The 21,933-nt window shown below is 69.3% G+C and carries 21 protein-coding genes; 12 read left to right on the forward strand and 9 right to left on the reverse strand.

The genetic code is table 11. The annotated features are described in order from the left end of the window. Nucleotides 1-22: 22 nt before the first annotated feature. Genes QC765_RS02435 through QC765_RS02445 form a run of 3 tightly spaced genes read right to left on the reverse strand, consistent with a single transcriptional unit; the run spans nucleotide 23 to nucleotide 2,005 of the window. Complete coding sequence (locus tag QC765_RS02435; protein ID WP_278312835.1) at nucleotides 23-757, reverse strand: hypothetical protein; 735 nt, start codon at nucleotides 755-757, stop codon at nucleotides 23-25. Further along, a complete protein-coding gene (locus QC765_RS02440; RefSeq protein WP_278312836.1) occupies nucleotides 754-1,650 on the reverse strand; it encodes an ABC transporter ATP-binding protein in 897 nt (298 codons plus the stop codon). Before QC765_RS02440 ends, QC765_RS02435 begins: the two co-directional genes overlap by 4 nt. Beyond that, a complete protein-coding gene (locus tag QC765_RS02445) occupies nucleotides 1,637-2,005 on the reverse strand; it encodes a GntR family transcriptional regulator (RefSeq protein WP_278312837.1) in 369 nt (122 codons plus the stop codon). Before QC765_RS02445 ends, QC765_RS02440 begins: the two co-directional genes overlap by 14 nt. 227 nt (nucleotides 2,006-2,232) lie before the next feature. Here QC765_RS02445 and QC765_RS02450 point away from each other — a divergent pair, with 227 nt between their 5' ends. Next, the gene (locus tag QC765_RS02450; RefSeq protein ID WP_278312838.1) at nucleotides 2,233-2,796 is read left to right on the forward strand and encodes a hypothetical protein; all 564 of its coding nucleotides are present in this window, start codon (nucleotides 2,233-2,235) and stop codon (nucleotides 2,794-2,796) included. A 24-nt stretch (nucleotides 2,797-2,820) separates the two neighbouring features. On the opposite strand, the gene QC765_RS02455 is transcribed toward QC765_RS02450, so the two are convergent. Further along, nucleotides 2,821-4,248, reverse strand: coding sequence for a mycothione reductase (locus QC765_RS02455; protein ID WP_278312839.1), 1,428 nt, complete (start codon nucleotides 4,246-4,248; stop codon nucleotides 2,821-2,823). A 27-nt stretch (nucleotides 4,249-4,275) separates the two neighbouring features. Next, complete coding sequence (locus tag QC765_RS02460) at nucleotides 4,276-5,340, reverse strand: alpha/beta hydrolase (protein ID WP_278312840.1); 1,065 nt, start codon at nucleotides 5,338-5,340, stop codon at nucleotides 4,276-4,278. Between the two features lie 161 nt (nucleotides 5,341-5,501). Here QC765_RS02460 and mqo point away from each other — a divergent pair, with 161 nt between their 5' ends. The 7 genes from mqo to QC765_RS02495 all read left to right on the forward strand — a co-directional run bounded on the left by mqo (nucleotide 5,502) and on the right by QC765_RS02495 (nucleotide 14,770). Continuing rightward, a complete protein-coding gene (gene mqo / locus QC765_RS02465; protein ID WP_278312841.1) occupies nucleotides 5,502-7,184 on the forward strand; it encodes a malate dehydrogenase (quinone) in 1,683 nt (560 codons plus the stop codon). Further along, the gene (locus tag QC765_RS02470; protein ID WP_278312842.1) at nucleotides 7,181-9,184 is read left to right on the forward strand and encodes a VWA domain-containing protein; all 2,004 of its coding nucleotides are present in this window, start codon (nucleotides 7,181-7,183) and stop codon (nucleotides 9,182-9,184) included. Before mqo ends, QC765_RS02470 begins: the two co-directional genes overlap by 4 nt. 67 nt (nucleotides 9,185-9,251) lie before the next feature. Further along, nucleotides 9,252-9,872: a cob(I)yrinic acid a,c-diamide adenosyltransferase gene (gene cobO / locus QC765_RS02475; RefSeq protein ID WP_278312843.1), complete on the forward strand. Its 621-nt coding sequence runs from the start codon at nucleotides 9,252-9,254 to the stop codon at nucleotides 9,870-9,872. After that, a complete protein-coding gene (locus tag QC765_RS02480; protein ID WP_373876643.1) occupies nucleotides 9,869-11,287 on the forward strand; it encodes a cobyrinic acid a,c-diamide synthase CobB in 1,419 nt (472 codons plus the stop codon). The genes cobO and QC765_RS02480 overlap by 4 nt, the downstream gene beginning before the upstream one ends. Continuing rightward, entirely contained in the window at nucleotides 11,284-11,805 is a 522-nt protein-coding gene (locus QC765_RS02485; protein WP_278312845.1) for a cobalamin biosynthesis protein, read from the forward strand. Before QC765_RS02480 ends, QC765_RS02485 begins: the two co-directional genes overlap by 4 nt. A gap of 92 nt (nucleotides 11,806-11,897) precedes the next feature. Next, entirely contained in the window at nucleotides 11,898-13,115 is a 1,218-nt protein-coding gene (gene cobA, locus QC765_RS02490; RefSeq protein WP_278313114.1) for a uroporphyrinogen-III C-methyltransferase, read from the forward strand. 188 nt (nucleotides 13,116-13,303) lie between these two features. Further along, entirely contained in the window at nucleotides 13,304-14,770 is a 1,467-nt protein-coding gene (locus tag QC765_RS02495) for an MFS transporter (RefSeq protein ID WP_278313115.1), read from the forward strand. Here QC765_RS02495 and QC765_RS02500 read toward each other — a convergent pair. Further along, a complete protein-coding gene (locus QC765_RS02500) occupies nucleotides 14,767-15,738 on the reverse strand; it encodes an arsenic resistance protein (RefSeq protein ID WP_278312846.1) in 972 nt (323 codons plus the stop codon). The genes QC765_RS02495 and QC765_RS02500 overlap by 4 nt on opposite strands. A gap of 30 nt (nucleotides 15,739-15,768) precedes the next feature. Next, nucleotides 15,769-16,509, reverse strand: a complete 741-nt coding sequence (locus QC765_RS02505) for a YaaA family protein (RefSeq protein ID WP_278312847.1) — start codon at nucleotides 16,507-16,509, stop codon at nucleotides 15,769-15,771. 82 nt (nucleotides 16,510-16,591) lie between these two features. On the opposite strand from QC765_RS02505, the gene QC765_RS02510 reads away from it, so the two are divergent. Both QC765_RS02510 and QC765_RS02515 read left to right on the forward strand, forming a co-directional pair. Then, on the forward strand, nucleotides 16,592-18,337 hold the full coding sequence (locus tag QC765_RS02510) for a proline--tRNA ligase (protein ID WP_278312848.1): 1,746 nt from the start codon (nucleotides 16,592-16,594) through the stop codon (nucleotides 18,335-18,337). After that, nucleotides 18,337-19,077, forward strand: a complete 741-nt coding sequence (locus QC765_RS02515; RefSeq protein WP_278312849.1) for an O-methyltransferase — start codon at nucleotides 18,337-18,339, stop codon at nucleotides 19,075-19,077. The genes QC765_RS02510 and QC765_RS02515 overlap by 1 nt, the downstream gene beginning before the upstream one ends. Here QC765_RS02515 and QC765_RS02520 read toward each other — a convergent pair. After that, nucleotides 19,038-19,547: a DUF4439 domain-containing protein gene (locus QC765_RS02520; protein WP_278312850.1), complete on the reverse strand. Its 510-nt coding sequence runs from the start codon at nucleotides 19,545-19,547 to the stop codon at nucleotides 19,038-19,040. The two genes, QC765_RS02515 and QC765_RS02520, sit on opposite strands and share 40 nt — an antisense overlap. Next, complete coding sequence (locus tag QC765_RS02525; protein ID WP_278312851.1) at nucleotides 19,547-20,113, reverse strand: hypothetical protein; 567 nt, start codon at nucleotides 20,111-20,113, stop codon at nucleotides 19,547-19,549. The genes QC765_RS02520 and QC765_RS02525 overlap by 1 nt, the downstream gene beginning before the upstream one ends. Nucleotides 20,114-20,206: 93 nt before the next feature. Here QC765_RS02525 and rimP point away from each other — a divergent pair, with 93 nt between their 5' ends. After that, entirely contained in the window at nucleotides 20,207-20,755 is a 549-nt protein-coding gene (gene rimP / locus QC765_RS02530; RefSeq protein ID WP_278312852.1) for a ribosome maturation factor RimP, read from the forward strand. Further along, complete coding sequence (gene nusA / locus QC765_RS02535) at nucleotides 20,752-21,753, forward strand: transcription termination factor NusA (protein ID WP_278312853.1); 1,002 nt, start codon at nucleotides 20,752-20,754, stop codon at nucleotides 21,751-21,753. Before rimP ends, nusA begins: the two co-directional genes overlap by 4 nt. Nucleotides 21,754-21,933: the final 180 nt, after the last annotated feature.

Here is a 21,933-nt window from a genome sequence, read left to right on the forward strand (position 1 = left end):
TGGGATCGGCGATCGGGTCGGGCTAGATGGACGCGCGCCTGATCACCACGCTCGTGAGCGCCGCGAAGACGAGGGCGGCGAGAGCATAGCCGCCGAGCAATCGCGCCTCCATGGGCGCGCTGTCGAGGATGCTGGCCGCGCTGCGGGCCAGCGACGCCAGGCTCTCGATCGATCCGAGGACGCTGGCCGCCGCAAGCGTACCGAGGATGGCGACCCAGGTCCCGGTGCCTCCCCAGCGCGTGTGGATGGCGCCGAGCAGCATACCCAGGCATGCCACCGCGAGCAGCCCCAGGGGGACGATGGCGATCGCTGATGCGGGATGGACCGGGAGCTCGCCCGCGACGTCGAAGAATGTGAACCCGAGCCACCAGCCGTCAGTGATGTGCTCGACGAGCGCGAGGAGCATGCACGCGGCGGTGAGCACGATGCCCAGGATGCTCGCGTGCACCAGGCTCGCGAGCAGAAAGGCGTGCCGGGTGAGGCCAAGGCCCAGCGCGAGCGGCAGGTACTGCGTCATCGTCAGGATCGCGGTCACGAAGACAAAGATGGCCAGGATGATCGGTGCGGAGCCGGTGAAGACCTCGCCCCGCCCGCTGAGGTAGGCGGCGAGGGCGAGCTGTACGACGAAGATCGCCCCGGTGATCAACGCGATGGTGATCAGGAGCCTGGGAAAGGCCTGCCGGTAGAGTGCGAGCGCCTGCCGGACGCGGGTGGCGCGGTTGATCGTTTGCATGGTGTTCTCCTCGGGCATCGTCATGCTCCCTGGGTGAGGTGGGTGATCAGCTGCTGGAGCGGCACGGAATCGAGGGCCACGCCGCGCCGCAGGGCCTCGGCGCGAAGGTGCTCGTCGGCTGCGATCGCGGCCACGATGCGCGACTGGCTGCCGAGCGTCTCGGTTCCCAGCACGGAGGCGTCGCCGATCAGTTCCCGCACCTGCTGGGTCTCCCCGGTGGCACGCACCGCGCGGGAGCGCAGCTCGTCGGCGGATGCATCGGCGATCACGCGACCGCGGTCGAGGATGAACACATGCTCGAGGAGCGGGGAGACCTCGTCGATGAGGTGGGTGGAGAGCAGGATCGTCCGGGGATGCAGCGCGTAGTCCTCGATGAGTCGATCGTGGAAGACCTGTCGCGAGGGCGCGTCGAGGCCGAGCGTGGGCTCGTCGAGCAGGGTGAGGGGCGCGCGGGAGGCGAGCCCGACGGTGATGGCAAGCGCGGATCGCATGCCGCGCGAGAGCTTCTTGGTCTTGCGTCGAGGCGGCAGGGCAAAGTCGTGGCAGAGTTGCTGGGCGAGCTGCTCGTTCCACGCGGGGTGCAGCGCGGCGGCGCAGCGCAGCACATGGTGGACGGTGAAGTCCTCCGGATACCGTTGATCGTCCCGGATGAAGCTGATCGCGGCGACGGCATTGTCATTCTCGAAGGTCTTGGCGCCGTCGAGCGTGGCGTGCCCGGCGGTGGGGATCTGGTGGCCGGCGAGGATGCGCATGGCGGTGGTCTTGCCTGATCCGTTGCGGCCGAGGAGCCCGTGGATGGTGCCGGGGCGCAGCGCGAGGTCTACGCCGTCGAGGGCGCGGAGGCGCCCGTAGCGCATGGTCACCCCGTGCAGCCCGGTGGGCGCGGGCGGGGAAGCGGTGGGTTCAGTGACGGTCATCCTGGTCCTCCCTGTGGTCGAGCATGGTCCTGAGCTCCTCGGGCGCGATGCCGATGCGGCGTGCCTCGGCGAGGAGCGGCGCGATGTAGGCGCGGGCGAACTGCTCGCGGCGTTGCTGGCGGAGCCGGTCGCGGGCGCCGGTGGCGACGAACATCCCGATTCCCCGCTTCTTGTAGAGCACCCCGGTGGTGACGAGCTGATTGAGCCCTTTGGCGGCGGTGGCTGGGTTGATGTGGTGGAACGCTGCGAGCTCGTTGGACGAGGGTGCTTGCTCCTCCTCGTCGAGCGAGCCGTCGATGATCGAGCCCTCGATGAGCTCGGCCACCTGCTGGAAAAGGGGTTTTCCGTCGTCCATGGGCTAGCCTTCCGCGCTGCGGCCGGAGCCTCATTGGCTCACTGGTTCATTACTTGTGTAACTAACCATAGATGTAACCTGGCGAAGGTGCAATGCCCGTTGTCCGCCGCCACCTATGAGGGCTACCGCGCTACGACCCCGGTGTGCGCCGTGCCCCACCCCAGCAATCGAGTGAGTTCGCACAACTGTGCAGGTCGCGACCACGACTCTCGCGTAACGTTCAGGGCATGGAGATCGTCTCGAAGACAATGGGGGAGAACGACTACACGGTGCGATGCGGAGGGGACCAGCGCAATGCTGCCGTCCTCGTCCTCGTGCCCGAGAGCGAGGCCGCCGAGGACTATGACGAGCTGTGCACCCGGCTGCACAACTCCGGCTTGCGCACCATCACAGTTCCCGTCGCGGCCACCACCTCTGACGCCGACATCCTCGCTCTCGCCGACGCGCTGCGCGTTGGCTGGGTCCACGTCACCGGCATCCGTTCCGCCACCCCGGTTGCTTGGCGATTCGCCGCGCACCACTTTGATCGCACGAGCAGCCTCATCGTTCTCGGATCCGGCCATCCTGCGGCGGTCACCAGCCAGGACACCGCCACCGACGCCGCGTGCCCCGCCGTAGAGGTTGGCACCACCATCATCGCGACCAGCCCGCGCGAGCTCGCCCACGCAAAGGCATCCGGCCAGCACATCCGCGGCGACCTGCGCATCGTGACCACCACCGATGCCTCCGGCGCACACTCCGAGCTCGGCGTGCTCGCCACCGAGGTAGTGCTGCGCTCGAACCCCTGGTGACCGCGCGGCCCCTAGCCGGGCCGACTACCGGATGCGCGCCCCGAGCAATGCGTTCTCCACCACCTCGGGCAGCGCGGGATGCACCCAGTACTGCCCGCGTGCCATCTCCGCGGCCGTTATTCCAAACGCCATCGCTTGCACCAGCGATTGGATGAGCGCCGTGGCGTGGGCACCCATCAGGTGCGCGCCCACAATCAGTCCTGACGATCGTTCCACGAGGATCTTGCAGAAGCCCTCGGGATCATCCATCGCCCACCCGTAGGCGACATCCTTGTAGTCGAATACCGACTCGACGACATCCATCCCTTGCTCGCGAGCCATCTCGCTGGTCAGGCCCACCGTCGCGATCTGCGGCGAGGTGAATACCCCCGACGGCACCGCCCGGTGATCGGCCTCGATCAGCTCGTCCGGATGCAGCAGGTTGTGCTGCACCACGCGCGCCTCATGGTTTGCGACATGCTTGAGCATCCACGGCGAGCACACGTCGCCGAGCGCCCACGTCCCGTCAGCGGTGGCGCGCTGGTACTCGTCCACGACGATCCGCCCGTCCTCGTGCACGTGCACCGAGGTGTTCCCCAGGCCCAGGTCCTCGGTGCTAGGAGCGCGGCCGGTGGCGGCGAGCAGCGCTGCGCACTCGAGCACCTCCCCGGTGGACAAGGCAACGCGAGCCCCGCCCGGTGATTCCTCCACCGCGGTGACCTCGGCGTTCAGGCGAACTCTCCACTGCTTGCCGGCGAGCGCGGTGAAGCGCTGCGAGATCTCCCCGTCATGGTGCCGCAGCAGCGCGGGGCCACGCTCGACGATCGTGACCTCCACCCCGAGCGCGGAGAAGACGTGCGCGAACTCGGCGGCGATGAAGCCACCGCCCACGATCACCAACCGATCCGGTAGCTGCGGGATCCGCATGATGTCATCGGAGGTATAGACCGGAACCCGGCCGCTCGCCACAGCCTCGAAGGTGGAGAACTGGGCGGGGATCGTGGCGCGCGAGCCCGTGGCGATGACGATCTGATCAGCGCTGATCCGCTCGCTGCCACGGCCGCTAGCACTGGCCCCGGCGCGTGCCGGCGCATCGATCGCGGGCTCGAGCTCGAGGACATGATCCTCGACGAACCGTGCTCGCGTGGAGTAGACCGTGACGTTTGGGTTGTCCTCGCGGAACTGCTTCGCGGCGGCCACATTGGCATCGATGCGGGAAAAGACTCGATCGACGATCGACGGCCAGTCGACCGCCTCCAGCCGGGCAGTGATGCCGAAGCGAGCGGCATCGCGGACGTGGTTGGCCACGTCCGCCGTGTAGACGAACATCTTGGTGGGGATGCACCCGACATTGAGGCACGTCCCGCCGAACTTGTTCGCCTCGATGATCGCGATCTTCTTGCCCGCGAACTTGCGATTGGCGATCATGTTGCCGGAACCGGCCCCGATGATCGCGATGTCATAGTGCTCCACTTCGACCCTCCGGTCCGCGAATTCCGGTCAGCGCACCGGTGCGTCGCTCGTTTCCCTGGTCCCCGCTGGCGAGGCGGCATCCGCTTCCGGCTCCTGGCGGGCGAGCCATCGGAGGAACACATTCATCTCGCGCAAGGCTTCTGACAACGCGGGCTCGTTGGAGAGGAACACATCGTGCCGCGCGCCCTCGATCGGCACCACGCAGACCCTGTTGCCCACGCAGCCGGACCACTTCGCGATCTGGCGCACATCGAGCACGCAGTCCACATTGTCGATCTCGGGCTGGTAGTGCGGGGAGAACCACGTCCGGTCCGATCGAAGGATCAACGAGGGCACCCCGCAGTCGAGTCCCCGGTGCAGCTGCAGGTGACCGCGCCGGACCGCCCTCAGCCACCCGAACCGTGCCGCGTACCCGCCGTAGGGCTTCCACTCGGTATCGAATTCCCACTGGCCGTGGCGATCCCGGTGCAGGCTCGACCCATAGCCATCGAATTTCGCGTCCTGCGCGATGCGCAGCGGCTGCACCCGGCCCACGGCATCGATCGCCGCGGTGCCCACGCTGCGCAGCCACCAGGATCCCTGCATGTCGAACCAGGGGCTATTGAGCACCATGCCAATGATCCCGCGGCCGCTCGCGCCGCCGTCCGACTGCTCGAGCCGGTCAAGCCACAACGGCAGGATCAGCCCGCCCGTGGAGTGGGCCGAGACAACGATGCGATCCCCAGCCCCCGGGCCAAGCTCGCCCCGCATGATGTCGATCGACGCGCCGAGCTCCTCGTCGTAGACCGCGAGATCGGTCACAAAATGTGGCGTGAGGCCGGGGCGCTGGGAACGTCCGCACTTGCGTAGATCAAGTGCGTAGAACGCGTGCCCCGCAGCAGCGAAAGCCTCGGCAAGATGCCGCTGGAAAAAATAGTCCGAGTACCCGTGCACATAGAGCGCAGCGCTGTGAGCAGCAGGAAAACGGCCCGCTGGAGGAACGTAGCGCACCAGCGTGGCCACGATCTCGCCCTCCCCGTCCGGATCGGCGCCCAGCTCGATCGTGCGCTGCTCGAAGTCTTCCCCCAGGATGTCCGCGGTCCATGTGGTCACCAAAACACCTTATCGCGCATACTGCTAGAACACAGATGAGGCAGGATGGAAGACACCGCACGCGGACCTGCGCGCACGGTGACAGCATCACGCTCGTGGACCCGCTAGGGTCTATGGGAGGTTGATGGGTGCCGAACGACCGGACAAGAAAGTTGAGTCCAGTGCCAGAACATGATGCGCATGACCGGAGCAACGCTTCGAGCGGCGGCGATACCGAGCAGTCGGTCGATGTCGCGCTGATCGGCGCGGGAATCATGAGCGCCACGCTCGGATCCCTGCTGACCGAGCTCGAGCCCGACTGGACCGTCTCGCTGTTCGAGCGGCTCGACGCCGCCGCCGCCGAGAGCAGCGACCCCTGGAACAACGCCGGGACGGGCCACTCCGCGCTGTGCGAGCTGAACTACACGCCGCAGAATCCCGACGGCAGCGTCAGCATCGACAAGGCGATCGACATCAACGAGCGCTTCCAGGTATCGCGACAGTACTGGGCCTACGCCGTCGAGAAGGGCATCCTCGGCAACCCCTCGAAGTTCATCAATCCTGTGCCGCACATCAGCTTCGTGCATGGCGAGGACAACGTGAAGTACCTGCGCAAGCGGTACGACGCGCTCGCGGCAGAGACGGTCTTCGAGGGCATCCAGTACACGCAGGACCCCAACACGTTCGCCGAGTGGCTGCCACTGATGGCGCGCAAGCGCGATTACAGCGACCCGATCGCCCTCAACCGCTTCGACCTCGGCACCGACGTCGACTTCGGGGCCCTGACCCGGCAGCTGCTCACCCACCTCGGTGCCTTCGGCTACGACGTGCGGTTCGGGCACGAGGTCGCCAACATCTCCAAGCAGAGCGACGGCCGCTGGAAGCTCAACGTGCGCAACGTCCGCACAGGTGCCAAGCGCACCGTGATCGCCCGGTTCGTCTTTGTTGGTGCCGGCGGAGGCGCGCTGCCCCTGCTGCAGAAGTCGGGCATCAAGGAGATCAAGGGCTTCGGCGGGTTCCCCATCAGCGGCCAGTTCCTGCGTTGTTCCAATCCCGACCTGATCAAGCAGCACGAGGCAAAGGTCTACGGAAAGGCGGCCAAGGGCGCGCCCCCGATGTCCGTACCGCACCTCGATACCCGTGTCATCGCCGGGGAGCGCGGCCTCCTCTTTGGCCCCTACGCGGGCTGGACGCCGAAGTTCCTCAAGGAGGGCCACCTGACCGATCTCTTCCTCTCGGTCAAGCCCGGCAACATCTTCCAGATGATGAGCGTCGGCATGCACGAGATGGGGCTCACCAAGTACCTCATCGAGCAGGTGGTGCAGTCCGACCAGACCCGCATCGACGCCATGTCGGAGTTCATCCCCGATGCCGACGGCAAGGATTGGGACCTCATCACCGCCGGGCAGCGCGTGCAGACGATCCGCACCGGCAAGGACACCAAGGGAACGCTGGAGTTCGGCACCGCGATCGTCGCCGCCGAGGACGGCTCGATCGCGGGCCTGCTGGGCGCCTCGCCCGGTGCATCGACCTGTGTCTCGGCGATGCTCGAGGTGCTCGAGCGGTGCTTCACCACGCGCTACAAGACGTGGGAGAAGGACCTGGAGCGCATGATCCCGTCCGTTGGTCGCCAGCTCAACACCGAGCCTGCCCTCTACCGGGAGCTGTGGGACTGGACCAACAGCGTGCTCAAGCTCGCTCCCGATGCCGCGCCCGCTGCTGACGCCGCGCCTGTCGAGACCGCGACCGTCGAGACCGCGCCGGTGGAGGTCTCTTCCACTGTCGCTGGCGCTCCCGCCGAGGATGCGGATTCCGGCGGCGAGTCCTCCGCGCGAACGGCCGGGGAAGCCTCCAGCGAATCGTGATCCAGGGCCGCCCCGGCGAACCGGGCGATACGCCCGGCTACCCGTTCAGCGCGATCGTTGGACAGGACCAGCTGCGCCTTGCCCTGATCCTCTGCGCCATCAACCCCGCCATCGGTGGGGTGCTGGTGCGTGGCGAGAAGGGCACCGCCAAGTCCACGATCGTGCGAGCCCTCGCCCGCCTGCTGCCGAGTCCGCTCGCGGGAACCGATCAGCACCGGGCCCCGCTGGTGGAGCTGCCCATCGGCGCCACCGAGGACAGGGTCGTCGGCTCGATCGACCTCGAGCGTGTCCTGCGCGATAGCGAGCACGCCTTCCGGCCAGGCCTCCTCGCTCGCGCGCACGACGGCGTCCTGTACGTCGACGAGGTGAACCTGCTGCACGACCACCTCGTCGACGTGCTGCTCGACGCCGCTGCGATGGGGCGGGTACACGTCGAGCGGGACGGGTTCTCCCACGCCTACCCATCCCGGTTCGTGCTCGTCGGCACCATGAACCCCGAGGAGGGCGAGCTGCGCCCGCAGCTCCTCGACCGCTTCGGCCTCGCCGTCGACGTCGCCGCCTCCCGCGATCTCGACCTCCGAACGGCTGTTGTGATGCGCCGCCTGGACTACGAGCGTGATCCCCATGCCTTCGCCGATGCCTACGCTGACGACGATGCGCAGCTTGCCGGGAGCATCAGCGCAGCGCGTGACGCTGTCGCGGCCGTGCGCCTGCCCGAGCGCGAGGTTCGGCGCATCGCCGCGATCTGCGCGCGCCTCGACGTGGACGGCATGCGCGCGGACCTCGTGATCGCTCGCACGGCCACCGCGCACGCCGCCTGGCGCGGTGGCAGTGCCGTCACCGAGGACGACATCCGCATCGCTGCGGAGCTCGCGCTGCCGCACCGGCGGCGCCGCGACCCGTTCGACGAGACGGGGATGAGCGAGGACGAGCTCGACGACGCGATCAACGAGGCGCGTTCCGCAGCAGGCGACTCCGCAGAAGGCGACGACGATGCGCCTGGTGAGACCTCGCCGAGCGAGGCACGCAGTCCCGGTGATGCCGGGGAGCCCGAGGGCAACGATCCCGACGTGAGGCCCGACGACGACGGGCCCGACGACGACGGGCCCGGCGACGGGCCCGGCGGCGGAGGGGAGCCACCACCGGAACCAGCCCCGGGGCAGGGCGGGCAGCCGCGCGAGCAGAAAGCAGGAGCGCCAGGTCCAGGATTCACCGCGCCCCGCTTCGAGCTGCCAGGCCGCGGCTCGGGCGCAGCGGGCCGCCGTTCCCGATCGGTCTCCCCGCGGGGCCGGATCGTCCGCGATGCGCCCTACACGGGCAGCGGCATGCATGCCCTCGCGACGATCCGGGCCGCGGCCGCCGAGGTGCCGCGCCGGGGCGGGCTCGCCATCAGGCTCGAGGACATGCGCGGGGCGGCGCGCGAGGACCGCGAGGGCAATCTCGTGATCTTCCTCGTGGATGCATCTGGCTCGATGGCCGCCCGCGACCGGCTCTCCGCGGTCACGGGAGCCGTGCGATCGCTGCTTCGTGACGCTTACCAACGACGCGACAAGGTCGCCGTGATCACCCTGCGTGGCACTAGCGCCGAGATCGTGCTGCCCCCCACGGGCTCGACGGATATCGCGGCCCGTCGCCTGCGCGATCTCCGCACAGGGGGGCGCACCCCGCTCGCGGAGGGACTGAGCGAGGCTCGCGCGCTCATCCAGCGCGAGCGTCGCCGCGACCCTGATCGGCGGGCCCTTGTCGTGCTGCTCACCGACGGCCGCGCCACCGCGGGGCCGGATCCCGTCGCGCGCGCCCGGGCCGCGGCCCGGGGCATGGCGAGGGACGGCATCGCCTCGATCACTATCGATTGCGAGCAGGGCATGGTGTCCCTGGGCCTTGCCGCCGAACTCGCCCACCACCTCCGGGGTGGATGCGTACGGTTGAACCAGCTGTCCGCCAGTACCGTCTCCGGGGTGGTTCGCGCGGCGCGAGGGCCAGGGACCGCCGCGGCCTAGCCGCGCGAGCCGGTGATGCCGGCCGCTGGTCCGGAACTGACGTGGCACCGAGGACGAAAGGAACACGATGCCCAAAGGCGTACCGGAGCAGGGCTCGATCCCCGACGACGGCTTGACCACCCGGCAGCGCCGCCAGCAACCCGTGCTCGCGGTCCACACCGGCGCGGGAAAGGGCAAGTCCACCGCCGCGTTCGGGCTGGCGCTGCGGGCCTGGAACCAGGGTTTCGACATCGGGGTGTTCCAGTTCGTCAAGAGCGCCAAGTGGCGCGTCGGCGAGGAGACCGCCCTGCGTGCCCTCGGTGACGCGCACCTCGCCAGTGGCATTGGTGGCCCCGTCGAGTGGCACAAGATGGGGGAGGGGTGGTCGTGGATCCGCAAGGAGGGAAACGAAGCCGACCATGCGGCAGCCGCGCGCGAGGGCTGGGCGGAGATCGCGCGCCGGCTCGCGACCGAACGGCATCGCTTCTACCTCCTTGATGAGTTCACCTACCCGCTCAAATGGGGCTGGATCGACGTCGGCGAAGTGGTCGAGGCCCTGCGCGCGCGGCCCGGCAACCAGCATGTGGTGATCACCGGCCGGGACGCGCCCCCGGAGCTCATCGCCGCCGCGGACCTCGTCACCGAGATGACCAAGGTCAAGCACCCCATGGACGCGGGGCGCAAGGGCCAGCGGGGCATCGAGTGGTGACCGTCCCGGCTGTAGTGCTCGCGGCCCCAGCCTCGGGAAGCGGCAAGACGACACTGGCCACCGGCATCATGGGCGCGCTCACGGACCAGGGCATGCGCGTTGCCCCGTTCAAGGTGGGCCCCGACTACATCGACCCCGGTTATCACGGTCTCGCCACGGGCCGCGTCGGGCGGAACCTCGACGCCGTCCTCACCAGCCCGGAGCTGATCGGTCCGCTCTACCAGCACGGGTCGCGGGGCTGCGACATCGCGGTCATCGAGGGCGTCATGGGCCTCTTCGATGGCCGTATCGGCAGTGGCGAGCCCGCGATCGGCTCCACGGCGCACATCGCCGCGCTGCTCGGCGCGCCCGTGGTGCTCGTCGTGGACGTGCGCGGCCACAGCCAGAGCCTCGCCGCGCTCCTTCATGGCTTCGCCACCTTCGATGCCCGTGTGCGCATCGCTGGGGTGATCCTCAACCAGGTAGGCAGCGAGCGGCACGCGGAGGTGCTGCGGGAAGCGTGCGACCGGGCCGGGATGCCCGTGCTGGGCTGCGTGCCCCGGCTCGATGCCGCCACAGTGCGCTCCCGGCACCTCGGTCTCGTCACCGCGCGGGAAGGGGGTGCCGCCGCCATGGCCGCGCGCGATGCCATGGTATCGCTGGCGAGCACGCACATCGACCTCGATGCCATCCGCGCGATCGCGCGGGCGAGCACGCGGGACGAGGCCTGGGATCCAGCGGTGGCAATGCCGCTAGCCGCGGGAGCACAGGAGCGGCGCGAGCGAGCAGCAGGACCTGCGCGGATAGCCGTGGCGGCGGGGCCTGCCTTCAGCTTTGTCTATGCGGAGCAGGATGAGCTGCTCGAGGCGGCGGGTGCGGACATCGTGCGTTTCGACCCGCTGACCGACCCCTTGCCCCCCAGCACTTCGGGGCTCATCCTGCCTGGTGGGTTCCCGGAGGAGCACGCGGCCGGGCTCGCGGCGAACTCACTGGTCCGCGCACAGATCCGGGGCGCGATCGAGCTTGGAATGCCCGTGCACGCGGAATGCGCGGGACTGGTCTATCTCGCTCGCGAGCTCGACGGCCATGAGATGGTGGGCGCGCTGGACCTGCGCGCGCGGTTCGGGAAGCGGCTCGTCCTCGGGTACCGGGACGCCACCGCGCTCCTCTCGTCGGCGATGTTCGAGCCGGGGGAGCGCATCACCGGCCACGAGTTCCACCGAACCAGCGTCGATGCTGGTCCAGGGTGGAGCGGAACGGCGGGACAAGCGCAGGTCGCGTGGGGGTGGCGGGCCCATGATGGCACCGCCGTGCGCGAGGGAATAGTCCATCGCGGGGTGCATGCCTCCTATTTGCATACTCATCCCGTGGCGCGGCCCGCGGCGATGGCCCGGTTCCTCCAGCGTGCCGCCGCGAGCGCGGGGGTGACAGCGTGATCGTGACAGCGGGGCTGGGGATCTCCTCGCGGGCAAGCCACCTCGATGTGCTGGACATGCTGGCCGAGCTCGCGCGGGCAGCCGGGGTGCTCACCTTCGTGGGGGTGGGGACGCTCGAGAGCAAGTCCGGGGCGCCTGCCCTCGTGCGCGGCGTGGAGGCGTTCGCGCCAATACGCATCGAGGGATTCGGGGCCGCCGAGCTCACCGGGATCCCGGTGCATGCGCCGAGCCGCAGGCTGGAGGCCACGGTGGGCACGCCGAGCGTTGCTGAGGCGGCGGCGATCTGCGCTGCACGGAGGCTGACTGGAGCCGCGCGCCGCGCGGGAGATGGCTCGGCACCGATCCCGCGCCCGGCGTCACTGCTCGGATGGCCCGTTCCGGGGGCCCCCGCAGCGATCGACATGCTGGTGCCCAAGCTGGTGGGGCGCTTCGTGACGGGCGCGGTGGCGCGGGCCACCTGGGTCGACCAGCCGCAGCGCGGACAGGCCATTGGTGCTGCGGGCATGGCCAGGTACTAGGCTTTGGCAGGTTCGCCGCCACCCTGCCGGTGGCATGTGGAGTTAAAGGAGCAGCAACGGTGAGCGATAGCACTTCGGAGGACCGCGAGACCATGCCGGGCCAGGCGCCCTACCTGGTAGGCCTGGATCTCGCGGGCCGCAAGGTGGTCGTCGTCGGCGGCGGGTCGGTGGCCCAGCGCAGGCTGCCGCTGCTCGTCGCATCGGGTGCTCTCGTGGAGGTGGTGACGATCGCCGCGACCGCGGCAGTGGAGGGAATGGCGGCGAGCGGGCAGATCCAGCTCGACCTGCGCGCGTACCGGACGGGGGATCTCGCGGGGGCCTGGTACGCGATCGCCTGCACCGATGATCCAGAGGTCAACGCCGCAGTGGTCGCGGAGGCCGAGTCCCAGCGCGCCTTCTGCGTGCGCGCGGACGTGGCGCGCAAGGGCACGGCCGTCACTCCTGCATCGATGTCCTATGACGGATTGACCGTTGGCGTGATCGCGGGCGGGGATCATCGGCGGTCGGCCGCGATCCGCAATGCCATCCGTGAAGCCTTGCAGACCGGTGTCGTGGACGATCACGGTTCCCGGTCCAGCGCCTACACCGGCGTGGCGCTCGTCGGCGGGGGGCCTGGCGACCCGGACTTGATCACGGTGCGTGGCCGCCGGTTGCTCGCGCATGCTGATGTCGTGGTGGCTGACCGGCTCGCCCCGCCCGAGCTTCTCGCGGAGCTCGCCCCCTCGGTCGAGGTCATCGACGCCTCGAAGATCCCCTACGGGCGATCGATGGCGCAGGAAGCGATCAACGACACCCTCATCGATCGTGCCCGTGGCGGCAAGTTCGTGGTGCGCCTCAAGGGCGGGGATCCATACTTGTTCGGCCGGGGCTTCGAGGAGCTGCTCGCGTGCGTGGAGGCAGGGGTGCCCGTGACGATGGTCCCCGGCATCTCCTCGGCCTTCGCGGTGCCCGCTGCGGCAGGAGTGCCCATCACGCACCGCGGAGTGGCGCACGAGGTCGTGATCGTCAGTGGCCATGTGCCGCCAGGGCATCCGCAGTCGCTGACGGACTGGTCGGCGCTCGCGCGGCTGCGGGGCACCATCGTGCTGCTGATGGGAGTGGAGCGAATCACGCAGTTCGCGGGCGCACTGCTCGACGGCGGGCGCGATGCAGCCACGCCGGTCACTGTCGTGCAGGAGGGCACCACCCGGGGGCAGCGGGTCGTGCGCACTGACCTCGCGCATGTCGCGACCGCGGTGGCCGAGAACGGCATCCGCCCGCCCGCGATCATCGTCTTCGGCGATGTGGCCGGAATCGCATCTGGGATTTGATGAAACGAATCGCGTGTTGGTTGACGATAAGCAACGAAAGGCTCGATCGACGACGCAAAGGAGCGCGGACCGTGAGCATCGACATCGGCGCGGGCGAGCAGCACGCGGTGGCCAGCGATGGGCCGGGCTCACGATCGGTCGACGAGCGATCCGCGACACCAGCGGGATCGGGCGGAGGAACTGCGCACGTGGCCCACGACGGTGCAGCGACACGTGTCCTCGGATGGGCCATTGTCGTGCTCAGTGCCCTGCAGCTGATGGTCGTCCTCGACGGCACCGTCGTCAATCTCGCGCTCGCCCGCTTGCAGAATGATCTTGACCTCACCGACAGTGGCCGGACCTGGGTCATTACTAGCTACGCGCTCGCGTTCGGCGGGCTGATGCTGCTCGGCGGCCGCCTCGGCGACACCTTCGGCCGCAAGCGCATGTTCATGGCTGGTGTTGCCGCGTTCACCGCGGCCTCGCTCATCGCCGGCCTCGCCACCACGGATCTGGTGCTCATCCTCGCCCGCGTGCTCCAGGGAGCCGGGGCCGCGGTCGCCTCGCCCACGGCGTTCGCCCTGGTAGCAACCACCTTTGCCGCTGGCCCCGTGCGCAACCAGGCCTTCGCGATCTTCGCCATGATGACCGCGCTCGGCTCCGTATCGGGTCTCCTGCTCGGTGGCGCGCTCACCGAGATCTCCTGGCGGTGGATCTTCCTCGTCAACATCCCCGTGGGCCTGCTCATCCTCGTCATGGCCCGCACCGCGCTGCCGGAGTCGCAGGGACCGCGCCGCAGCCTCGATGTGCCCGGAGCAGTGCTCGGCACTCTCGGGGCCACCGCCCTCGTCTACGGGCTCACCCAGGGCGCCGAGGTCGGCTGGGACCACGGCAGCGTCCTCCTCTCGCTCGCGGTCGGGCTGGTGCTGCTCGGTGCGTTCCTGCTCGTCGAGCGCAGCGCCGAGAACCCCTTGCTGCCCTTCGTGCTCTTCCGCGACCGCGACCGGGTCATCACCTTCGTGGCGATCGCCATCGCGGGCTCGATCACCATGTGCATGGCCGTGTTCGTGGCCCTGTTCGTCCAGGAGATCATCGGATTCAGCCCGCTGGAGGCGGGAATGTCCTTCATGCCATTCGCCGTCGCGCTCGGCATCGCTGCCCAGGTCTCGGCGACGCTCGCGGTGCGCTACCAGCCGCGCTGGCTCGTCGCCTCGGGCGGTGTGCTGATGGCGGTCGGGCTCGGGCTTGCCTCCCGCATGGACGCCCAGTCCACCTACGTCGCTGACCTGCTTCCGGCGATCCTCGTCGTTGGTGCCGGCGTGGGCATGGCCGTGGTGCCATTGACCTTGTGCGCCGTGGCCGGGGTCCCGAGCAGCGAGATCGGCCCGCTCACCGCGATCGCCCTCGTCGCCCAGACCCTCGGCGGCGCGATGGGGCTCGCCATCGTGGGTGCCATCGCTACCTCCCGCACCCTGTACCTCGGGGGCATCAGCGGGCCCGTCGACGAGATGACCGCCAGCCAGGTCACTGCCCTCGGCGACGGCTACATGTTCGCGATCGCCGCCACCGCTGGACTGGCTGTGCTGCTCACCATCCTGGTCGGCCTGTGGATGCGATTCACCCCGCAGCAGGTCGCGCAGGCCCGCGCTGCCCAGGATGCGGGCGAGATCCTCTAGCCCGGCCGCGGCCCCGGCGATCCAGCAAAAAGGACGCGAGGCACCCACCAGAGGTAGAAGACCATCCCGAGCAGCTCGATGAGCGACTGGGTGACGATCACCACGGCCACGATCTCCCCGCCGGGCAGGGCCAGCGCGACGGGCAGCACGATGAACGAGTTCCTCGTACCCATGCTGAACGCCAGCGTGCGCCCCTGCTCGACGGGCAGCCGCGCCATCCCCGCCAGGCCGCGGGCGAGAAGCGAGGCCAGGACGAGGTACGCGACGAACACCGGGACCAGCACGGGCAGCAGGTGCACGAGGTCACGGACAGCATGGACCTGCGCGCCCGCGACCAGCAGCACCACGATCGCCAGCAGGGGGATGGGCAACCACGCCAGGCGGTCGCGCGCCCGCGCTCGATCGGGCCGGGACTCGAACCACCGCTCCGAGGCGATCGCCGCGGCCAGGGGAACCAGCACCACCGCCAGCGCGGGCACGGCATCGCGCGGGCCTATCGTCGCAGCGAGGCCTGGCCCCAGGATCAGCCACACGTACAGCGGCAGCAGCAGCAGTTGCAGCAGCAGGTTCACTGGTGTCGCGGCGATCGCGCGCGGCACATCTCCCTGCCCGAGCTGCGTGAAGGTGATGAACCAATCCGTGCAGGGCACAAGCAGAACGAGCAGCACGCCGAGCCGGATCGCGGGGTCGGGAGGCAGGAACTGCAGCAGGCCCCAGACCAGGGCCGGCACCACGAGGAAGTTCCCGATGAGCAGTGCCGCCACGAAGCGACGATCCCGAAGGGCATCGCGCAGATGCAGAAGCGGCACCTGCGTGAATGTCACATATAGCAGCAGCACCAGGAACGGCCAGATCAGCGCCTCGAGAATGCCCCCGGCACGCGGCCAGGCGCTACCGGCGAGCAAGCCCACCGCGATCGCCACGAGATAGATCCAGACCTGCCGGCGCTCCAGGACCAGTCGGTCCACTACAAGCCCCCCTCGACCGGGATCACGGAGCTAGACGACCAACGTCACCGCATGGTCGCCGGAGACTTCCGCGCGCATGCCCTGGTCCCCAGCGATCTGCGCCACCCCCCGCGCGTCCCCGGGCTCGAGCGGCGACACCGCGAGCGCCCGGACGAGCAGGCCCTTGTAGTGCTTGTTGAAATGGCTCACGACCTTGCGCGATCCATCCGGACGCTCGCTCATCACTGTCACCGAGATCGCGCCGGGCACCGGACCGAGCGCGGCGTACCCGCCCGAGCGGAGGTCGATGACCAGCCCCCGGCCCAGCGCCGCGATCTCCTCGCCGAGCACGGGCCGCCACAGGGCACGCAACGTGGGCTCGCCCGGGATGCGGGAAGCAGCGGAGAGCTTGTAGTACGGGATCGGATCAGCAGCAGCCACGGCACCGAGCAGGGCAGACCCGATCAACAAGCGTTCCTCGGCCCGGCCCCGCTCCGACAAGGTCATCGACCCGGCGTCGAGCGCATCGAAGAGCACCCCCGTGTAGCGCTCGAGCGCAGGCGCCGTGGGGCTCGACCACAGCGCAGCGTTGCGCCCCACATCGTCGAGCTGCCGCGGCCCCAGCTTCAGCGCTGCCGCGCACTCATCGGGCTTCGCGGCAAGCGCCACAGTGGCATCGATGATGTGCTCGCGGATCGGCGCGAGAGCGGGCAGCGCCAGCGTGGCGAGGTCGAGCGGGGCGCCCGAGCCGCCAATGGCCTTGGTCTCCGAGGGCGGGAGGATGATCAGCACGACCTTCACCCTAACGCTGTCGCGTGCCAGGTCGGTGCTGCTATGTGCGACAACCGCGATGAGCACGATAGTGTTGCATGCCGTGATCACCCGACTTTCTCACCTGTTCCTCCGCACGCTGCGCGAGGATCCCGCTGACGCCGAGGTCCCCAGCCACAAGCTGCTCGTTCGTGCCGGATACATCCGGCGCGTCGCACCGGGCATCTACTCCTGGTTGCCGCTGGGCCTGCGGGTGCTGCGCGAGGTGGAGCGCGTGGTGCGGGAAGAGATGGACGCGATCGGCGCGCAGGAGATCTCGCTGCCCGCGCTGCTGCCGCGCGAGCCCTACGAGGCGACCGGGCGCTGGACCGAGTACGGCGATGGGCTGTTCCGGCTCAAGGACCGCAAGAACGCCGACTACCTCCTCGGCCCCACCCACGAGGAGCTCTTCGCCCTCACGGTCAAGGGCGAGTACAGCTCCTACAAGGACCTTCCCGTCATCCTGTACCAGGTGCAGAACAAGTACCGCGACGAGGAACGGCCGCGCGCGGGAATCCTCCGCGGCCGCGAGTTCGTCATGAAGGACTCCTACTCCTTCGACGTCACGGATGAGGGGCTTGCCGAGTCCTACCAGCGGCACCGCGCCGCCTATCAGCGCATCTTCGATCGCCTCGGCCTGCGCTATGTCATCGTCACCGCCACCTCGGGCGCGATGGGGGGCAGTGCCTCCGAGGAGTTCCTCGCCGAGAGCGTGATCGGCGAGGACACCTACGTCCGTAGCCCGGAGACCGGCTACGCCGCCAACGTCGAGGCCGTCACCACCCCGGTGCCCGAGTCATTGCCCATCGAGGGCCTGCCCGCGGCGACGGTGTACGACACGCCAGGCACCCCCACCATCGCGACGCTCGTGGAATGGGCCAACTCGAACGACGAGGTCGTCGATCGCCTCGGCCGCCCCGCCACCGCCGCAGACACCCTCAAGAACGTCCTGGTCAAGACCCGGCTGCCCGGCAAGGACTGGGAACTGCTCGCCGTGGGCATCCCCGGTGACCGCGACGTCGACGAGAAGCGCCTCGAGGCGTCGCTAGCGCCCGCCGAGTTCGCGATGATCGATGACAGCGACTTCGCTGCACGGCCCTTCCTGGTCAAGGGCTACATCGGGCCGCGGGCGCTTCGGGACAATAAGGTCCGATACCTCCTCGACCCCCGGGTCGTGCCCGGCACCCGCTGGATCACCGGGGCCGACGCCCCCGGCAAGCACGTCGTGGACCTGGTCGCTGGCCGCGACTTCGAGGCCGACGGCACCATCGAGGCCGCAGAGGTCCGCGACGGCGATCCCGCTCCCGACGGCGAGGGCACGCTTGTCTCGGCGCGCGGCATCGAGATCGGGCATATCTTCCAGCTCGGCCGCAAGTACACCAACGCGTTCGAGCTCGATGTGCTCGACGTCAATGGCAAGCCCGCGCGCGTCACCATGGGCTCCTACGGCATTGGCGTGTCGCGCCTCGTGGCCGTCCTCGCCGAGCAGATGCACGATGACAAGGGACTGCGCTGGCCCGTTGAGGCCGCGCCCGCCGATGTGCATGTGGTGATCGCCAACAAGGACGAGCAAGCCTGGACCGGCGCGGAGTCGATCGCTGCTCAGCTCGATGACGCGGGGCTGCGGGTCATCCTCGATGACCGCAAGGCCTCTCCCGGAGTCAAGTTCAAGGATGCCGAGCTCATCGGCGTGCCCACCATCGTCGTGGTGGGACGCGGCTGGGCCAACGGAGTCGTGGAGATCCGCGACCGCGCCACCGGGGAGAACCGCGAGGTGCCGGCCGGGACGATCGTCGATGAGCTGACCTGATGGTCTCCGGGAACCACCCGCTGGGCCCGCCCGCCGATATCGATGCTGTCGAGTCGCTGATCACGCGGCTCGTGGTCACGCCGGACGAGCACGCGGAGAACGCCGTCCGGCGAGCGACCGAGGCGGGACTGCCGCCGATCGAGGTGGCGCCGAACCACGGCAAGCTGCTGCACTTGCTCGTCAGCATGAGCGGTGCCCGCCGCGTTCTCGAGATCGGCACCCTGGCCGGCTACAGCACGATCTGGATGGCGTCCGCGCTGCCGCCTGGTGGCACGCTGGTCACGATCGACAACGAGCCCCGTCATGCCAGGATTGCCGCCGAGAACCTCCGCCATGCGGGCCTGCAGGATTCCGTGGAGCTCCGCGTCGGCGAGGCGACCGAGATCCTCGAGGGCCTCGCTGCACCGGAGGGCGGCGCGGCTCCTTTCGACTTCGTGTTCATCGATGCCGACAAGGAGAACATCCCCGCATACCTGCGCCTCGCGCTATCGCTCTGCGGCGACGGCGCGGTCGTCGTGCTCGACAACGCAGTGTGGCACGGCGCGATCCTCGACGCTGCCGACCCCGCGGCACGAGGCATCCGCGCGGGCCTCGAGCTCCTCGGCTCGGAGACGCGATTCGATGCCACCGCTATCCAGACGGTCGGCACCAAGGGCTGGGATGGTTTCGCGATCGCCCGGGTCCGCCCTGCGAGCACCGGTCATGCGGGCGAGCCCGGAAATGCTTCCGTGGCAGGCTGATCGCCCAGGGCGAGCCGCCAGGACGCCGCTGACCGCGCGCACCCTGACAGCGCGTCGACACCCGCTTCCCGCACGAGCCGCGTAGTAGCACGCACGATCACCACGTGCCAGGCGCACGCGCAATCCTCCTCGACGATGGCTGCCGCCCGGAGCGCGGACGCCGATGAATCGATTGCCGCGGGGGGCTCGTAGACCGGGGCAGCGATCACGGGCGCCAGCCCGAGCGAGTCCATCAGTTCTGCGACCGAATCGCGGCGGGCCCGGTGCGCCGCCAGCACAGCGCTGATGCCTGCGCTCGCCGACGGGTCCACCAGCGCCACCAGCGCGCCATACATGAACACTGCTGCATGCTCGCGGTCGAGGGCCCGGCCCAGCGCCGCGGCCTGGTCGAGGGCTGCCGGATCGCCGCTGGGCGAGGGAGTGCCATGCGAGTCCCGGCCGCGCGCATCGAGGGGGCGCAATGGTGGCATCACGCGCTCCCAAGCAGCTCGAGGTGCGAGGCGCACGACGCGCTCACCGATGCCAGCAAGCCCGCTCGGTGGCCCGCTGCCCGGATCGCGGCCCGACGGGTGGCCTCCACGGATTCCGCCAGGCCCGCGCGGACCGCATCGATGCCCGCCGGGGTTCCAGGCATCAGATCTGGGATCTCGGCGAGCACCGCGTCCCGCTCCGCCGCCAGGCTCGCGGGCGGCTCGGTGATGCTCCGGCCCGCCGCGCGGGATATCTCGGTGCGCAGCGCGGCCGCATGCTCCACGCGCTGGGTGGCAACGATCCGCAGGGCATCCGCGCTAGCGGGAGACGAGGCCGAGGCAGACCGGGCCAGCGCCGCATCACGGACCGCAGCGCCGGCATGCCTTCCCAGCATGTCCTCCTCCGGCGATGGGGACCGTGGCGCGGTGGGCGTGCCACAGCCGACGAGGCCGAGCGCCGCGCCCGCCGCCACCGTTCCGGGCGGGACCGCGGCGAGCCACTGCCGTCGTGTCATGGATATGCCAGGAATGCCCTCGGGGCGCGCGTGCGAGTTCACACCGGTCATCCTGCCATCCCCGGCGCGCTAAGCTAGACCCTCGCGCGGCCACGCATGGCCGTGCGCTGCACAGCCGCGCACACCAAGACGAAGGGTTTGTTCATGCCAGTGCCATCCCGGGAAGACCTGGCCCGGATCGTGTCCCCCCTCGCGCGGGACCATGGCTGCGACCTCGAGGAGGTACGGGTCTCGCCAGCCGGCAACCGCAGCATGGTCACTGTGGTCGTCGATGCTGATCAGCCGCCCGTTCTCGACGAGCTCGCCGGCCTGAGCCGCGAGGTATCCGAGGCATTCGACGCCGCCGAGGTTTTCGGCGAGCTCGCCTACGTGCTGGAGGTCACCTCGCCCGGGGTGGATCGACCGCTGACCCTGCCACGGCACTGGCGGCGCGCGCGGGGTCGGCTGGTGAAGGTGCGGGCGGCCGGACGCTCCATCGAGGCCCGCGTTGGCGCGCTCGTCGGTGACCAGGACGAGCCAGAGGGCGTGATGCTCGTGGTCAGTGGCGCCGACGGACCTACCGCGCATGTGCTCGACCTCGCCGAGGTATCCAGCGCGGTGGTGCAAGTGGAATTCTCGGCGCCGGATGCGCGGGCCGTCGCGCTCGCGCTCGGAGAGGCCGGGAGCACGAACAACGAGGAGTCCCACAAGTGAACATTGATATCGCGGCATTGCGGGCGATCGAGAGCGACAAGGACATTCCTGTCGACACCGTGATCGAGGCCATCGAGAGCGCCCTGCTCACGGCCTACCGCCATACCGAGGGGCATCAGCCACATGCCCGGATCGATATCGACCGCAAGTCCGGCAAGGTTGCCGTGATGGCGTACGAGGAGGACGAGGACGGCAACCTCGTCGCGGAATGGGACGACACACCGGAGGGCTTCGGCCGCGTCGCGGCCACGACGGCACGACAGGTCATCCTGCAGCGCCTCCGCGATGCGGAGAACGATCGGACCTTCGGCGAGGTCTCCACGCACGAGGGCGAGATCGTGGGCGGCGTCGTCCAGAGGGATTCGCGCGCGAACGCTCGTGGCATGGTGATCGTCAGGATCGGTAGCGACCTGTCCACGACCGAGGGCGTCCTGCCCGCGGCCGAGCAGGTGCCGGGCGAGCGGTATGAGCATGGCGACCGCCTGAAGTGCTACGTCGTGGGGGTGGCTCGTGGCATGCGTGGCACCCAGATAACGCTGTCGCGGACGCATCCGAACCTCGTGCGCAAGCTCTTCGCGCTCGAGGTGCCCGAGATCGCCGACGGATCCGTGGAGATCGTGGCGGTCGCGCGCGAGGCAGGCCACCGCTCCAAGATCGCGGTCACGTCGCATATCGCGGGGCTCAATGCCAAGGGCTCGTGCATCGGAACGATGGGCCAGCGGGTGCGCAATGTGATGAGCGAGCTCGGCCAGGAGAAGATCGACATCGTCGACTTCGACGAGGATCCGGCGCGATTCGTGGCCAATGCACTGTCGCCGTCGCGCGTGCTGTCCGTGTCGGTCGTGGATCTCGCGACCCGTTCGGCCCGCGTGGTCGTGCCGGACTACCAGCTCTCGCTGGCCATCGGCAAGGAGGGGCAGAATGCCAGGCTCGCCGCGCGCCTGACGGGGTGGCGCATCGATATCCGCAGCGATGCCGCTGCCGGTGATGACGCGTAGCTCGGGCACGGCGCGTTTCCTTCCTGGCGCAGCGCTAGCAGGGCGCCGCGCCGGGAGAGCTAAGGGCGGTGGCCCGCCGAACGATTCGCATTTAACGTATCGCTCATATCGCGCTACACTTGTCGGTGGTTCAACGTGAGCGACAGTTCGATCTTCCCGACGCCACTTCGCCCGGCACAC

Source organism: Hoyosella levis (genome assembly GCF_026008515.1).
GTDB lineage: Bacteria > Actinomycetota > Actinomycetes > Mycobacteriales > Mycobacteriaceae > Lolliginicoccus > Lolliginicoccus levis.

Coding starts and splice junctions, on each gene's coding strand:
- rimP (WP_278312852.1), top strand. CDS start 20,207: ATGCCAGTGCCATCCCGGGAAGACCTGGCCCGGATCGTGTCCCCCCTC.
- QC765_RS02445 (WP_278312837.1), bottom strand. CDS start 2,005: ATGGACGACGGAAAACCCCTTTTCCAGCAGGTGGCCGAGCTCATCGAG.
- cobA (WP_278313114.1), top strand. CDS start 11,898: ATGCCGGGCCAGGCGCCCTACCTGGTAGGCCTGGATCTCGCGGGCCGC.
- QC765_RS02525 (WP_278312851.1), bottom strand. CDS start 20,113: ATGACCGGTGTGAACTCGCACGCGCGCCCCGAGGGCATTCCTGGCATA.
- QC765_RS02440 (WP_278312836.1), bottom strand. CDS start 1,650: ATGACCGTCACTGAACCCACCGCTTCCCCGCCCGCGCCCACCGGGCTG.
- QC765_RS02450 (WP_278312838.1), top strand. CDS start 2,233: ATGGAGATCGTCTCGAAGACAATGGGGGAGAACGACTACACGGTGCGA.
- QC765_RS02515 (WP_278312849.1), top strand. CDS start 18,337: ATGGTCTCCGGGAACCACCCGCTGGGCCCGCCCGCCGATATCGATGCT.
- QC765_RS02435 (WP_278312835.1), bottom strand. CDS start 757: ATGACGATGCCCGAGGAGAACACCATGCAAACGATCAACCGCGCCACC.
- cobO (WP_278312843.1), top strand. CDS start 9,252: ATGCCCAAAGGCGTACCGGAGCAGGGCTCGATCCCCGACGACGGCTTG.
- QC765_RS02520 (WP_278312850.1), bottom strand. CDS start 19,547: ATGCCACCATTGCGCCCCCTCGATGCGCGCGGCCGGGACTCGCATGGC.